We start from the raw sequence: 13,899 nt of genomic DNA on the forward strand, positions 1-13,899 counted from the left end.
TTTTCTTTGGCTGCTACTTATTTGTCGTTAAGACAAACTACACCTGGAAGCTCTTTACCTTCCATGAATTCTAATGACGCACCGCCGCCAGTAGAAATGTGGCTCATTTTATCAGCCATACCGAATTTTTCAACAGCTGCTGCAGAGTCACCACCGCCGATAACAGAGTATGTATCTTCTGCATCTGCTAATGCTTGTCCTACTGCTTTTGTACCTTCTGCGAATGGAGTCATTTCGAATACACCCATTGGTCCATTCCATACAACAAGCTTAGAGTTTTTAATTACATCTGCATAAATTTCACGTGTTTTAGGACCGATGTCTACGCCTTCCCAGTTAGAAGGGATAGAGTCGATACCAACGATTTGAGTTGTTGCAGTTTCAGAGAATTCCTCAGTGATTACAACATCAACTGGCATGTAGAAGTTTACGCCTTTTTCTTTTGCAAGTTGCATAAATTCTTTAGCTAGTTCAATCTTGTCGTCTTCACATAGAGATAGACCAATTTCATGACCTAAAGCTTTAACGAACGTGTAAGCAAGTCCGCCACCGATGATTAAGTTATCTACTTTGTCTAATAGATGACGAATTACACCGATTTTATCTTTTACTTTCGCACCACCAATAATAGCTGTAAATGGACGTTCTGGGTTAGAAAGTGCTTTACCTAATACATCTAACTCTTTTTCCATTAATAGACCAGATACTGCTGGTAGGTAGTCTGCGATACCTGCTGTAGAAGCGTGAGCACGGTGAGCTGCACCGAATGCATCGTTTACGAAGATGTCAGCAAGTGCTGCAAATTCTTTCGCAAGTTCTGCATCGTTCTTTTCTTCGCCCGCATAGAAACGTACGTTTTCAAGAACTAATACGTCGCCTTCGTTCATTGCTGCAACCATTTCTTGTGCAACTGGTCCGAATGCTTCGTCTGCTTTTTTAACATCTTTACCAAGAAGCTCGCCTAAACGTGCTGCTACTGGAGTAAGACGTAATTCTTCTACCGCTTGACCTTTTGGACGGCCTAAGTGGCTTGCTAAAATAACTTTCGCACCTTGCTCTACTAAATATTGAATTGTAGGAAGAGCTGCACGGATACGAGTTTCATCTGTAATTTTGCCTTCTTTCATAGGTACGTTGAAATCAACGCGGCAAAATACACGCTTACCTTTTAAATCTACGTCACGAATTGATTTTTTGTTCATTGGATTTCCCTCCGACTACTAGTTAGGATTGACAAAACCCATTCAAAAGCTTAACACATTTGCTTTTAAAACGAAAGAAGAGAGAGAGGGAACAAACCCTCTCCCTCGTTTTGTCATTGATTGCTTATATAATTAAGAATTAAAGACCTTTAGAAGTCATGTAAGCTGCTAAGTCTACTACGCGGTTAGAGTAACCAGTTTCGTTATCGTACCAAGAAAGTACTTTAACCATGTTACCTTCCATTACCATTGTAGATAATGCATCGATTGTAGAAGAAGCTGTACATCCGTTATAGTCGATAGATACTAATGGCTCTTCGCTGTATCCAAGGATACCTTTTAATTCGCCTTCAGCTGCTGCTTTGAATGCTGCGTTTACATCTTCAACTGTTACTTCTTTGTCAAGTTCAACAACTAAGTCAACAAGAGAAACGTTAGCAGTTGGAACACGTACAGCGCCACCGTTTAATTTACCTTTAAGTTCTGGTAATACTAATGCTACAGCTTTAGCTGCACCAGTAGATGTTGGGATCATGTTTTCAGCTGCTGCACGAGCACGACGTAAATCTTTGTGTGGTAAGTCTAAGATTTGTTGGTCGTTAGTGTAAGAGTGAATTGTTGTCATCATTCCGCGTTTTACGCCGAATTTTTCGTTTAATACTTTAGCGAATGGAGCTAGACAGTTTGTAGTACAAGAAGCGTTAGATACTACGTTGTGGTTAGCTGCATCGTATTGTTCGTGGTTAACACCCATAACTACAGTGATATCTTCGTCAGAAGCTGGAGCTGAGATGATAACTTTCTTAACTGATCCACCTAAGTGTTTTTCAGCGTCTGATTTTTTAGTGAAACGGCCAGTAGATTCTACTACTACTTCTACTCCGTAGTCGCTCCATGGTAATTGAGCTGGGTCACGCTCAGCGATAACTTTAATTTCTTTACCGTTAACAACGATGCTGTTTTCGTTAGCAGATACTTCTGCATTTAAAGTTCCGTGAACTGTGTCATATTTTAAAAGGTGAGCTAATGTTTTAGCATCTGTTAAGTCGTTGATTGCTACTACTTCTACCTCAGAGTTGTTAAGAGCTGCGCGGAATACGTTACGTCCGATACGTCCAAATCCATTAATACCAATTTTAGTCATTTGAATTTCCTCCTTGGGGGATTATATTAAAGGGTAAAACCCTTTGTTAACTGTTTTGCTGCACCTTCATCTGTAATTAGAATTGAAGTGTGCCCTTGTTTAATTACAGCCTGTATTGCTTTTGCCTTTGAAGAACCTCCAGCGACTGCAACAACGTGAGATACATTTTGTAAATCCTCTAATTGCATACCAACTGTTCTTACTTTATGAACAACATTTCCTTCTTCATTAAAGTAGTAACCGAAAGCTTCACCAACTGCTTCGCTTGCTTGAATCTTTAACCAATCTGCTTCCGAAGTACTTCTGCGACGTGCCATTGTTAACGCATCACCTATTCCATGAATGACGATATTGGAAGATCGAATCAACTCAAGAACTTCTTTCACGGAAGGCTCTGTCACAATAGACGCATATGCTTCGCTACTAACATGGTCTGGAACATACAATAAGCGATAATTACTCATCGTATTTTGCGCCATCTTGGCACAAATGGTATTGGCTTCTAATTCAACACCTTCTCCGATTCCACCACGTGCTGGGACAAATAGCATATGTAAATCTTTACAATCAAGTTGCATCATGTCCGCAGCAGCAGCTAGCGTAGTTCCTCCAGCCACAGCAACGATATTATTCGCTGTCAGACGGTCTTTTATACAAGTCACACAAGCACGGCCCATCTCCAGTTTGACCCAAGGTGATTCATCACTATCACCAGGGACAACGAAAACTTCATCCAAGTCTAATGTTTCCTTAAGTTGCTTTTCTAAAACCTTTAACCCGGAAATTTCTTTCATAAAGTCTTCCAAAGCAAGAACTAAAGCTGTTCCTTCTTCTGTCAAAGTCATTCCAGAAGAAGCGACGTGAACTAAGTTTTGTTCTTTCAAAACTTGAACTTCACTTCGCAATACTCGTTCTGTCATACCGAGGCTTGCTGATAAGTTTCTTCTTCCAATCGGCTGCATGAGCCTAATGTATTGAAGAATTTGCATTCTCGTTTGCATAACAGGTAGCAGATCAGGTAATAATTTTTTTGTGTTCTGAATCCATGAGCGCATATCTTTTCTCCTCACTACATTGGTTCATTTTTCCTCGGTGGTCACTTTACGTCCCGTAGTGACATTTTGTGTCCCACATAGGTTAAAAAAATAATCCCTGCTACGTGTATTATTGTAACAGGAGATAGAAACTTATTCAACTCTTAACTGCATTCTTTATATAGTTTATTATGACACCTTTGTGAATGTTACCATATTCTACTTGTTTTCCGTCTATTTCTACAACCGGAATCATTAAATGATATTTTTCTAAAAGGTCATTATCTTCATATATATCTATTTCCTCGATTTGAAAAGAATATTCACATTGTACTTCCTGCAAAACTTGTTTCGCCTGCACGCAAAGACCACAATTCTTTTTTGTATACAGCACAACTTTCATCTTCTTCACCTATCCGATTGTTTTTCGCAATGACGAAGCTGGGATATGCATTTGTTCTCTATACTTCGCCACCGTTCTTCGAGAAATAACAATTTCATGCTCTTCTTCTAATAATTTTGAAATCTTTTGATCTGAGAGTGGCTTTTTCTTATTCTCTGCTTCCACAAGCGTTTGAATAAACTGTTTCACTCGCTTCGTTGAAACTGCCTCATCCTCTGTCGTCGAAACTGCATTACTAAAGAACGATTTCATCTCAAATAAACCGTGTGGCGTTTGCACATACTTATTTCTTGTTGCACGACTAATCGTAGACTCATGCACACTTAGCTCTTCCGCCACCTCTTTTAAAGCGAGCGGCTTCAAATACGCTGGACCTTCCCAAAAGAAATCACGTTGTTTTTCCATAATAATCGTCATCACTTGCAGAAGTGTTTGTTTTCTCTGTTTCAAACTGCGCATAATCCATTGCACATGCTGATACTTTTCTGAAACGTAAGATGCTACTTCACTTTCACTATTATTAAGAAGCGCACTGTACTCAGAGTGAATTTCAATTCTCGGCATATTTCTCTCATTCATCTGTAAAACGAGGCGATCGCCTTCTTTTTTCACTGCCATGTCAGGCACAATATACAGTGGTTTATCCGAAGAATACGCAAGGCCCGGTTTCGGCTGCAATGATGTAATACAGTTCACCGCCGATTGTAATTCTTCATTACTACACTTCAGCACATGAACGAGCTTTCGCCAATCCTTCTTCACGAAATAAGCAAAGTGCTCCTCTACAATATCTTCCGCTAATCCATCCCTTCTTTGTAAGCGCTTCAATTGTAAGGTTAAACATTCCTGAATATTACGCGCCCCTACCCCTGCTGGCTCCAGTGATTGGACAAGCTCTACAGAGCGGTCAACTACATGAATATGCGCAGAAAGGAGCTCTGCTAACTCTTCATTCGTTTCTTGTAAATACCCGTTTCCATCCATGTTCATAATAATGAAAGAAGCCACTTTCCGCTCTTCTTCATCTATTTTATAATACTGTATTTGATTTAATAAATGTTGCTGAATCGTTGTAGAATCCACACTGTAGATTTCCATCTGATTCTCGACTTGTTTGCTGGTACTTTTACTGTTGTTAGAGCTCTTTTTCTTCTCCCTCTCAAAACCACCTAACTCAATAAGGGGATTCTCTAACGATTGCTCATACAAAAACTCCGATAATTCTTGTACATTATACTGAAGCATTGTAATCGCTTGCCTTAACTCTTGTGTCATTGCCAAACGTAAGCTTTGTTCTTGTAAAAGACTTGCCTTCAAACTAATCTCCCCCTTGTTTCTATTGTACAATAAGTTTGGTAAAAGGAGAATCCTCACGCAGACGCCCATTCCAAAATATTATTAATTTATATGTATTAATGATATTTACAACTTACAACCGAAATTTGAATAATATTGAAAGAAAATAATAAGTTATAAAAATTATTATCAAGTACTAATAGTAAATCTTATTATCAGATATAACAAGAGGGAAATAAAAAAAGTCCTAACCTACAAAACGTAAGTTAGGACTTTTTGACGCGCCCAGAGGGATTCGAACCCCCGACAGACGTGGTACCGGAAACCACCGCTCTATCCGACTGAGCTATGGGCGCATGATTATAGAAAACACTTCATTTTCTTCTCATAATAATAGCAATAAAATCCATCTAAATCAATAAAAATATCCCCGTAATACCTTATACATCTTAGCTAAAAGCATATAAAATCTATTCAACCCCTAAATTTTCCAATCATAAATTCATCCCAACTCACAAATTATAACCTATGAATTGATATTCCAAAGGGGGCTTCATTCAATGACTGTAATTACGAAACTAAAGCAAACTGTTTCTGGATTAAAAAGTGCACAAGCTAGCTTAGAGGGATTCGCTCTTGATACGGATAACCAACAAGCTAAGCAACTTTTTCAAACAGCTGCGCAGCAAACACAAACGATTATCGATTCTTTAAACCCACGTGTTGAAGAAGTCCAACAGGAAGAACCACAATACTCACAGCAATAACGAACCAATCTTGCTGTGAAATAGAAAAAGGATGATATGCAGTCATCCTTTTTCTATCACATTACATATTGCAATAGAAATGGAATGATAATTATGCGAAAACTCGGCCTCATAACCGCATTATTTGCACTTCTATTTAGCTCTTTTACCGGATGTGATAATAGTCCTTTAGATAAAAAAGTGAAAGAAGAAGCAAAACAAACGGAGAAAGAAAAAGGTCCAAAGTTAACAAAGACGAGTACGGAATCCTTTAATCAATCTATATCACAAGGAGCGAAGAAAAGAGCTCTCGCTATGGATGAAATTATAAAAAGCACAGCAGTGAATTCAAATTTAGATCTCTACATAGCAGTTACACCTGAGCATCACGAAAGGTTTGGATTAAAACCGCTTCGTAAAAAGCTTCAAAAGCAGCTAAGTGATGAGCACCCTACTTTCGATGTTCGTGTAAGTACAGATAAAAAAATCTTTATGTTACTCGAAAAGCTCGAAAGAAAGATTAAGGAAAAAAAAGTATCTAAAGATGAGATTAATAAGCAATTAAAACTCATTGGTAAAAAAATGGAGTCTAACACTTAACGCTTTTTAAAAGAAAAGGAAGGATTGCAATGTCTAGTAAAGATAAAAACTTAACCCCTGTACAACAGGAGTATAAAAAATTCGAACAAGAACGCGAACCGAAACGACCTGTCTTAAAAAATTGTATAAAAGCCTTTTTCGTTGGTGGTTTTATTTGCTTCATCGGACAACTCATTTCTACTTTTTACATCACATATTTTGATTTCACTGAACGTTCGGCAGGAAATCCAACCGTCGCAACTCTTATTTTCATTTCTATGTTACTAACTGGATTTGGTATATACGATCGTTTTGGGCAGTTTGCTGGTGCTGGTACAGCTGTACCTGTTACTGGATTTGGAAACTCCGTTATTGCAGCTTGTATCGAACACCGAACGGAAGGATTTGTTCTTGGTGTTGGCGGTAACATGTTTAAATTAGCTGGCTCTGTTATTTTATTTGGTGTATTTTCGGCTTTTGTCATCGCACTTATTAAAACGATTCTCGTTCAATGGGGAGGGCTATAAATGTTACAAGGACACCGAACGTGGGTATTTGAAAACAAACCCGTTATTATTTCAACAGGAGTCGTTGGTGGACCTTTTGAGGCAAAAGGGAAAATCCCAGAAGACTTCGATATCCTTCATGAAGATTTATGGCTCGGACAAGATTCCTATGAAAAAGCACATAAAATTTTATTCGAAGAAGCTTGTAGCCGGGCTACTGAAAAAGCAGAACTTCGTAAAGACGATATTCAATTCGTACTCGCAGGAGATTTAATTAATCAAATTACCCCTACAAGCTTTGCTTGCCGCACACTGGGCACTCCTTATCTCGGATTATTCGGGGCTTGTTCTACTTCCATGGAAGGTTTAGCACTTGGGGCAAGTATCGTAAACGCAAAGGGCGCAAAATATTTATTAACTGGTGCCTCAAGTCATAACACCGCTGTAGAAAAACAGTTCCGCTATCCTACCGAATACGGTGGACAAAAGCCGCCTACTGCACAGTGGACAGTAACCGGAGCAGGAGCCGCTATTTTAAGCGATACTGGGCACGGCCCTAGGGTAACATCTGCCACAATCGGACGAGTCGTTGATATGGGATTAACGGATCCGTTTAATATGGGAGGTGCAATGGCTCCAGCTGCCGTCGACACAATTGAAGCTCACTTACGCGAACGTCAAATTGATGCCTCTTACTACGATTTAATTGTAACAGGCGATCTCGGACATGTAGGACGCGAAATTGCTTATGACTTACTACATAAACACGGAACAAAAGTAATGAGCGAACAGTTTCAAGATTGCGGACTCCTCATTTATAGAGAAGGACAGCCTGTCATAGCCGGTGCTAGTGGACCAGGATGTTCCGCAACAGTCGTGTACGGTCATTTATTAAACCGAATGAAAAGAGGAGAGTTCAAAAAAATACTTGTCGTTGCGACAGGCGCTTTACTATCTCCACTTACATTCCAACAAGAAGAAACGATTCCGTGTATCGCTCATGCCGTTTCGATTGAATTTGGAGGTGCAACGCAATGATTTTTTTCTGGGCTTTCGTCATTGGCGGACTCATATGTGTAATCGGCCAACTTATGTTTGATGTCGGCAAACTAACACCCGCTCATACAATGGCAACACTCGTTGTTGCTGGAGCTATATTAGATGGATTTAATTTGTATGAGCCATTAATTGATTTCGCTGGAGCCGGGGCAACTGTACCTATTACAAGCTTTGGTAATGCCCTCGTTCATGGCGCAATGGAAGAAGCTGCAAAACATGGCATCGTTGGCGTTATTACCGGCATGTTTAAAGTAACGAGCGCCGGTGTATCAGCAGCTATTATTTTCGGCTTCATTGGAGCATTGTTATTTAAACCGAAAGGATAAGAGGTGTTTATATGACTGTTATCGCTAGCGTAAAAACTTGCCTTGCTAGTGTAAGAGGCGCTCAAGCAAGCTTAAGTTCCCTTTCACTAAATTCTACAGACGATGAAGCTAAACGCGTATTTCATGAATGTATGTTAGAAATGGACAGTGTCATCGCTGATTTACAGGATAGAGTTTCAGTATTAGAACGTGAAGAACCTCAATATAAAGGGTTTTAAGTAGACTGGAGGAAATAACTATGTCTCACCTACCGGAATGGACACTTGTCATCCTTCGCTCTGTATTCATATTAATTATTTTATTCACTATTACAAAGTGCTTAGGAAAAAGGCAAATCTCTCAGCTTTCCTTTTTTGAATACATAGCGGGAATGACAATCGGTGATATCGCTGCTCAAATAGCTACAGGGCTTGATCAAAAGTTTTTCCACGGTGTCTTTGCAATACTTATTTTCGCCTCCGTACCTTTTTTCGTTGGAATTCTTTCCTTGAAAAACAAAACTGCTAGAGATTTCTTTGAAGGAAAATCTACAGTGTTAATAAAAGATGGAAAAGTACTTGAGGATAATTTAAAGAAAGAGAAATATACAAGTGATGAGTTACTTGAACTTCTTAGAGGAAATGGTGCATTTAGTATAGCGGAAGTCGAATTTGCTGTCTTAGAACCGAGCGGAGAATTAAATGTATTATTAAAGAAAGATTCTCAGCCCATTACTGCAAAAGACCTTGGATTAAAAGTACCGAATGAAAAAGAACCGCAAACTGTTATTATGGATGGCAATGTACTAGATGAACCACTTTCAGCAAGCGGGCATAACCGCGCTTGGCTACACTCTGAACTAGAAAAGCTCGGTGTTGTTATTGAAAATGTCTTTCTCGGTCAAGTGGATTCATACGGACAACTTACTATCGACATTTACAATGACAAACTCCAAATGCCTTCTCCTCAAAACAAACCTTTATTATTAGCATCTTTAAAAAAATGTCATGCTGATCTTGAACTATTTTCCTTAGAAACAAAGTCGAAATCAGCAAGCGAAATGTATAGTAAAAACGCGAAACAAATCGAAAAGATTTTAAATAAAGTAACCTATCTTTTAAAAGACTAATTATCGAAAGAACGCTTCAGTTAAAAGGCGTTCTTTTCTTTTTTTCTCCACTTTTCATAACGTTTAAATTTATGTAATTCGGTTATGATGTTGAAGATACATAAGCAGGGAATTTCGAAAACATAGCGAATATTTCATGGTACAACTACATATTTTTTTGATTTAAAGTGGTTTCGTTTGACCTTTATTGACCATAATTGTATTATAAGACTAAGAAAGCTTTATAAGGAGGAAATAACAGATGAATTTAATTCCTACAGTAATTGAACAAACAAATCGTGGAGAACGCGCTTACGATATTTACTCTCGACTATTAAAAGACCGCATCATTATGCTTGGTAGTGCAATTGATGACAACGTAGCTAACTCAATTGTTTCCCAGCTTTTATTCTTGGAATCTCAAGATCCAGAAAAAGATATTCACATCTACATCAACAGCCCTGGTGGTTCTATCACAGCAGGTATGGCAATCTATGATACAATGCAGTTTATTAAACCACAAGTATCAACAATCTGTATCGGTATGGCAGCATCTATGGGTGCATTCTTACTTGCAGCAGGTGAAAAAGGAAAACGTTATGCACTTCCAAACAGTGAAGTAATGATTCACCAACCACTTGGTGGAGCACAAGGTCAAGCGACTGAAATCGAAATCGCTGCAAAACGTATCCTATTCTTACGTGAAAAACTAAACCAAATTCTTGCTGACCGCACAGGTCAACCACTTGAAGTACTACAACGCGACACAGACCGCGACAACTTCATGACAGCAGAAAAAGCTTTAGAATACGGTTTAATCGATAAGATCTTTACAAATCGTTAATTAATTTAAAGCGGAAGCGGCTCGTTCAGAATCGCAGGGCGATGGAGCACCTGATTCCGAGGCGCTTTTTGCCTCGAATGAAGGGGCGAAACGACCGGAGATTCTAGCCGCTGGAGCTGGATATACTTAAAGCGGAAGCGGCTCGTTCAGAATGGGAGGAGGATGGAGCTTCTGACAAAGAGGTGCTTTTTACCTCGGCGGAAGAAGCGAAGCCACCGACCATTCTAGCCGCTGGAGCTGGATACAACTAAAAGCGGAAGCGCCCTATAATTGGGCGCTTTTTTATTATCATATACCTCCGTCTGTATACCCTATCCAGTATCCCTCTAAATATATCAACGATTTTTCAATTATATCGAACAAAACTCAAATTATATCAACGATTTTTTTAATATATCAACGGTTCGACACAACATATCGATTTACCGACAATCTCCGACAAGGACAAACCAGCTAAATACCCCTCCCCGCTAATCCGCACAAACAACAAAACAAAAAACTATCGCATATACGCGATAGCTCTTTATTGTACATATGCAGCTAATGCTTCTAAAGCCTCTTCTGCATCTGAACCTTCTGTTGTAATTGTTATCATGCTTCCAGTTCCAATTGCTAAGCTCATAATCCCCATTATGCTCTTTGCATTTACTGTCTTTCCATCTTTCTCAATGAAGATATCTGCATGAAAGCGATTTGCCTCTTGTACAAACAACGCAGCCGGACGTGCTTGTAAACCGTTTTTTAATGAAACCTGAACTCGTTTTTGAACCACAGCTCCATTTCCCCTTTAACCTCTTATTTTTTTGCTACCGTTTCCCCCGCGCGTAATTTCTCTGCAATTTCATCGATTTTACGCAAACGATGATTAATACCCGATTTACTAATTTTCCCCCCGGATACCATCTCACCTAACTCTTTCAATGTTACATCTTGATAATCTCTTCGTAGCTGCGCAATTTCTCGTAGTTTATCTGGCAATATATCAAGACCAACCGTCTCATCAATATAGCGGATATTTTCAATTTGCCTTAGCGCTGCACCAATTGTTTTATTTAAATTAGCTGTTTCGCAGTTCACTAAACGATTTACGGAATTACGCATATCACGTACGATTCTAATATCTTCAAATCTTAAAAGCGCATTATGAGCACCAATAATATTTAAAAATTCCGTAATTTTCTCCGCTTCTTTCAAATACGTAATGTACCCTTTTCTTCTTTCCAGCGTCTTACTATTTAAATCAAATCCGTTCATTAGTTCACATATAGCATCATTATGTTCCTTATATAACGAAAAGATCTCTAAATGATAAGATGATGTTTCTGGGTTATTTACTGAACCACCTGCTAAAAATGCACCGCGTAAATACGATCGTTTACAACACTTCTTCTCAATCAATTCTTGTGATATATTTCGAATAAATGAAAAGTCATCTCGCACGATATGAAGATCGGCTAATATTTCGCGAGACTTCTCAACAAGCCTTACGATATATACATTATTTTTCTTCAATCGCATTTTTTTACGAACAAGCAATTCTACCGTTACGTCATATCCCTTTTTCAAAAGCGTATAAATTCTTCTTGCAATTGCCGCATTTTCTGTTTGAATATCAATAGATAGACGACGGTTTGAAAAAGAAAGCGATCCATTCATTCGAAGTAACGCTGATAATTCAGCTTTTTCACAGCATTCCTTCATTTCAAGGTTCGTCAGCTCTTTCTTTGTTTCTGATGCAAATGACACAGTCAACACCTCCTTATACGATTATTATGGAACAAAATTCTTGTCCTATATGAATGAGGAGCGCTACCTCAAACGAGGCAACGCATATTTATAACAATGAATATAAAATCGAAGCTAACTTTAACGTATCATGCCTTACAACACGATCATCATACTTCGCTAATCCACCTTGAATGACATCAATATTATTTTCAGCAAAACGTTCTTCATCCACTACAACTGGTGTAGACATTTCTTCCTCATATAACTTACGTAATTCACAAGGAATATCACGGTTATTTACAATTGCAGTATTAATAAATGGTTGCCCTAAATGATCGTGTAAAGCCTGCACATGATCAAAAGCAGTATATCCCATCGTTTCACCCGCTTGTGTCATAACGTTACATACATACACCTTCTTCGCCTTTGCAGCAAGAACAGCATCCCCAATTTTATTAACAACTAAGTTGGGTAATATACTTGTATACAAACTTCCTGGACCGAAAACGAGTAAATCAGCTCGTTTAATCTCAGCCAAGGTTTCATGCAATGGCTCTACATCTTCTGGAGTTAAAAAGACACGATTAATCTTCTTTCCGTAATAAGGAATCTTTGATTCGCCTGTTACAATTTCTCCATCTTCAAGTTCCGCATGAAGTACCGCACTTTGATTCGCTGCTGGTAATACACGTCCTCTGACATTTAATACTTTACTTGTTTCCGTAATTGCATGGAAAAAGTCTCCTGTAATTGAGGTCATACCTGCCAACAATAGATTTCCTAACGCATGACCTTTCAGTCCGTCCCCTGTTGTGAAACGGTGCTGAAATAAAGCTTCCACCAGTGGCTCTACATCCGATAACGCAACAAGTACGTTACGGATGTCACCTGGAGGTGGAATTTCTAGCTCATCACGTAATCTACCTGAACTGCCACCATCATCAGCGATTGTAACAACTGCTGTAATATCAACAGGATATTGCTTTAATCCTCTTAATAAAACAGAGAGTCCAGTTCCGCCTCCCATGATAACAATTTTAGGCTTTCTCTCTTTTTTCATCCCTTAATGGCCCTTTCTCTTCTCCACATCACGATGAGATACATGAACACTATACTCTGGTTTCAAATGTTTCCCAAGGTATTCTGTAAGCGTAACAGAACGATGCTGTCCACCTGTACATCCAATTGCAATTACAAGTTGACTTTTGCCTTCTCTTTTATAATGAGGCAACATGAAAGTAATCAGATCCGTCAACTTCTCTAAAAACTTATGTGTCTCATTAAATTTCAGTACATACGAAGAAACTTCTTCATCTAGTCCTGTTAATGGCTTCATATGTGGAATGTAATATGGATTTGGTAAAAAACGAACATCAAATACTAAATCTGCATCAATTGGAATACCGTACTTAAATCCAAATGACATAACATTTACACGAAATGCTTGCTCAGTTTCTGTTGAGAACAAGTGAACAATTTTTTCACGTAATTCTTTCGGTTTTAAATCCGATGTATCAAGCACAATATTCGCTCGTGCCTTCATATCTGTTAATAAATCGCGCTCTGCTTCGATTCCCTTTAACGGCAAACCAGTTGGTGCAAGTGGATGCGAACGTCTCGTTTCTTTATAACGAGTTACAAGCGTACTATCTTTCGCATCTAAAAATAAAATATGAGGAATAATCCATGTACGTTCTGATAAATCATCAAGCGCTCCCCATAAATGTTCGAAAAACTCGCGGCCACGTAAATCAATACCAAGTGCCACTTTATTCATTTTCCCTTTTGAATCCGCCATAAGTTCAATAAACTTTGGCAATAACATCGGTGGCAAATTATCTACACAAAAATATCCTAAATCTTCAAAACTTTGTAAAGCTACTGTTTTTCCAGCTCCAGACATCCCTGTAATAATTACCATTTTTATATCATTATTCTCTGTCAT

Annotated in this window: 17 protein-coding genes and 1 tRNA gene; 8 read left to right on the forward strand and 10 right to left on the reverse strand. The window is 38.7% G+C overall.

Annotation, left to right across the window (positions count from 1 at the left end; all coding sequences use genetic code 11):
* Positions 1-17: 17 nt before the first annotated feature.
* The 6 genes from BCG9842_RS25430 to BCG9842_RS25455 form a co-directional block, all read right to left on the reverse strand.
* The gene (locus BCG9842_RS25430) at positions 18-1,202 is read right to left on the reverse strand and encodes a phosphoglycerate kinase (protein WP_001036332.1); all 1,185 of its coding nucleotides are present in this window, start codon (positions 1,200-1,202) and stop codon (positions 18-20) included.
* Between the two features lie 139 nt (positions 1,203-1,341).
* Complete coding sequence (gene gap / locus BCG9842_RS25435; RefSeq protein ID WP_000161234.1) at positions 1,342-2,346, reverse strand: type I glyceraldehyde-3-phosphate dehydrogenase; 1,005 nt, start codon at positions 2,344-2,346, stop codon at positions 1,342-1,344.
* A gap of 26 nt (positions 2,347-2,372) precedes the next feature.
* Entirely contained in the window at positions 2,373-3,401 is a 1,029-nt protein-coding gene (gene cggR, locus BCG9842_RS25440) for a gapA transcriptional regulator CggR (RefSeq protein ID WP_001258185.1), read from the reverse strand.
* Between the two features lie 136 nt (positions 3,402-3,537).
* Positions 3,538-3,783, reverse strand: a complete 246-nt coding sequence (locus tag BCG9842_RS25445) for a glutaredoxin family protein (RefSeq protein WP_000869737.1) — start codon at positions 3,781-3,783, stop codon at positions 3,538-3,540.
* Positions 3,784-3,792: 9 nt separating this feature from the next.
* Positions 3,793-5,100, reverse strand: coding sequence for an RNA polymerase factor sigma-54 (gene rpoN / locus BCG9842_RS25450; protein WP_000647951.1), 1,308 nt, complete (start codon positions 5,098-5,100; stop codon positions 3,793-3,795).
* 259 nt (positions 5,101-5,359) lie between these two features.
* Positions 5,360-5,435: transfer RNA gene (locus BCG9842_RS25455), tRNA-Arg, on the reverse strand.
* Positions 5,436-5,639: 204 nt separating this feature from the next.
* On the opposite strand from BCG9842_RS25455, the gene BCG9842_RS25460 reads away from it, so the two are divergent.
* From BCG9842_RS25460 to clpP, 8 genes are all read left to right on the forward strand, one after another.
* Positions 5,640-5,846: a DUF1657 domain-containing protein gene (locus tag BCG9842_RS25460; protein WP_000216166.1), complete on the forward strand. Its 207-nt coding sequence runs from the start codon at positions 5,640-5,642 to the stop codon at positions 5,844-5,846.
* A gap of 93 nt (positions 5,847-5,939) precedes the next feature.
* Complete coding sequence (locus BCG9842_RS25465; protein ID WP_001228537.1) at positions 5,940-6,425, forward strand: YhcN/YlaJ family sporulation lipoprotein; 486 nt, start codon at positions 5,940-5,942, stop codon at positions 6,423-6,425.
* Positions 6,426-6,454: 29 nt separating this feature from the next.
* A complete protein-coding gene (gene spoVAC / locus BCG9842_RS25470; RefSeq protein WP_000095399.1) occupies positions 6,455-6,931 on the forward strand; it encodes a stage V sporulation protein AC in 477 nt (158 codons plus the stop codon).
* Positions 6,932-7,948: a stage V sporulation protein AD gene (gene spoVAD / locus BCG9842_RS25475; RefSeq protein ID WP_000938953.1), complete on the forward strand. Its 1,017-nt coding sequence runs from the start codon at positions 6,932-6,934 to the stop codon at positions 7,946-7,948. It abuts the gene before it with no gap.
* The gene (gene spoVAE, locus BCG9842_RS25480) at positions 7,945-8,295 is read left to right on the forward strand and encodes a stage V sporulation protein AE (protein WP_000575919.1); all 351 of its coding nucleotides are present in this window, start codon (positions 7,945-7,947) and stop codon (positions 8,293-8,295) included. The genes spoVAD and spoVAE overlap by 4 nt, the downstream gene beginning before the upstream one ends.
* Before the next feature lie 11 nt (positions 8,296-8,306).
* Positions 8,307-8,513 carry a DUF1657 domain-containing protein gene (locus BCG9842_RS25485; protein WP_000215916.1) on the forward strand — a complete coding sequence of 69 codons (207 nt, stop codon included), beginning with the start codon at positions 8,307-8,309 and terminating at the stop codon, positions 8,511-8,513.
* Positions 8,514-8,533: 20 nt separating this feature from the next.
* Entirely contained in the window at positions 8,534-9,403 is an 870-nt protein-coding gene (locus BCG9842_RS25490) for a DUF421 domain-containing protein (RefSeq protein WP_000018928.1), read from the forward strand.
* Positions 9,404-9,644: 241 nt separating this feature from the next.
* Positions 9,645-10,226, forward strand: a complete 582-nt coding sequence (clpP, locus tag BCG9842_RS25495; protein WP_001049162.1) for an ATP-dependent Clp endopeptidase proteolytic subunit ClpP — start codon at positions 9,645-9,647, stop codon at positions 10,224-10,226.
* A 523-nt stretch (positions 10,227-10,749) separates the two neighbouring features.
* Here the strand turns inward: clpP and BCG9842_RS25500 are convergent.
* From BCG9842_RS25500 to rapZ, 4 genes are all read right to left on the reverse strand, one after another.
* On the reverse strand, positions 10,750-10,998 hold the full coding sequence (locus tag BCG9842_RS25500; protein ID WP_000250307.1) for an HPr family phosphocarrier protein: 249 nt from the start codon (positions 10,996-10,998) through the stop codon (positions 10,750-10,752).
* 23 nt (positions 10,999-11,021) lie between these two features.
* Complete coding sequence (gene whiA, locus BCG9842_RS25505; protein WP_000006563.1) at positions 11,022-11,972, reverse strand: DNA-binding protein WhiA; 951 nt, start codon at positions 11,970-11,972, stop codon at positions 11,022-11,024.
* A gap of 88 nt (positions 11,973-12,060) precedes the next feature.
* Positions 12,061-13,014 carry a gluconeogenesis factor YvcK family protein gene (locus tag BCG9842_RS25510; RefSeq protein WP_000712185.1) on the reverse strand — a complete coding sequence of 318 codons (954 nt, stop codon included), beginning with the start codon at positions 13,012-13,014 and terminating at the stop codon, positions 12,061-12,063.
* Positions 13,015-13,017: 3 nt separating this feature from the next.
* The gene (gene rapZ / locus BCG9842_RS25515; protein ID WP_000138458.1) at positions 13,018-13,899 is read right to left on the reverse strand and encodes an RNase adapter RapZ; all 882 of its coding nucleotides are present in this window, start codon (positions 13,897-13,899) and stop codon (positions 13,018-13,020) included.

The organism is Bacillus cereus G9842, from assembly GCF_000021305.1.
GTDB classification, from domain to species: domain Bacteria; phylum Bacillota; class Bacilli; order Bacillales; family Bacillaceae_G; genus Bacillus_A; species Bacillus_A thuringiensis_S.

What these genes read in the sequence shown, in the direction of transcription:
- BCG9842_RS25430 (WP_001036332.1), bottom strand. Translation starts at nt 1,202, where the DNA reads ATGAACAAAAAATCAATTCGTGACGTAGATTTAAAAGGTAAGCGTGTA.
- gap (WP_000161234.1), bottom strand. Translation starts at nt 2,346, where the DNA reads ATGACTAAAATTGGTATTAATGGATTTGGACGTATCGGACGTAACGTA.
- cggR (WP_001258185.1), bottom strand. Translation starts at nt 3,401, where the DNA reads ATGCGCTCATGGATTCAGAACACAAAAAAATTATTACCTGATCTGCTA.
- BCG9842_RS25445 (WP_000869737.1), bottom strand. Translation starts at nt 3,783, where the DNA reads ATGAAAGTTGTGCTGTATACAAAAAAGAATTGTGGTCTTTGCGTGCAG.
- BCG9842_RS25460 (WP_000216166.1), top strand. Translation starts at nt 5,640, where the DNA reads ATGACTGTAATTACGAAACTAAAGCAAACTGTTTCTGGATTAAAAAGT.
- BCG9842_RS25465 (WP_001228537.1), top strand. Translation starts at nt 5,940, where the DNA reads ATGCGAAAACTCGGCCTCATAACCGCATTATTTGCACTTCTATTTAGC.
- spoVAC (WP_000095399.1), top strand. Translation starts at nt 6,455, where the DNA reads ATGTCTAGTAAAGATAAAAACTTAACCCCTGTACAACAGGAGTATAAA.
- spoVAD (WP_000938953.1), top strand. Translation starts at nt 6,932, where the DNA reads ATGTTACAAGGACACCGAACGTGGGTATTTGAAAACAAACCCGTTATT.
- spoVAE (WP_000575919.1), top strand. Translation starts at nt 7,945, where the DNA reads ATGATTTTTTTCTGGGCTTTCGTCATTGGCGGACTCATATGTGTAATC.
- BCG9842_RS25485 (WP_000215916.1), top strand. Translation starts at nt 8,307, where the DNA reads ATGACTGTTATCGCTAGCGTAAAAACTTGCCTTGCTAGTGTAAGAGGC.
- BCG9842_RS25490 (WP_000018928.1), top strand. Translation starts at nt 8,534, where the DNA reads ATGTCTCACCTACCGGAATGGACACTTGTCATCCTTCGCTCTGTATTC.
- clpP (WP_001049162.1), top strand. Translation starts at nt 9,645, where the DNA reads ATGAATTTAATTCCTACAGTAATTGAACAAACAAATCGTGGAGAACGC.
- BCG9842_RS25510 (WP_000712185.1), bottom strand. Translation starts at nt 13,014, where the DNA reads ATGAAAAAAGAGAGAAAGCCTAAAATTGTTATCATGGGAGGCGGAACT.
- rapZ (WP_000138458.1), bottom strand. Translation starts at nt 13,899, where the DNA reads ATGACAGAGAATAATGATATAAAAATGGTAATTATTACAGGGATGTCT.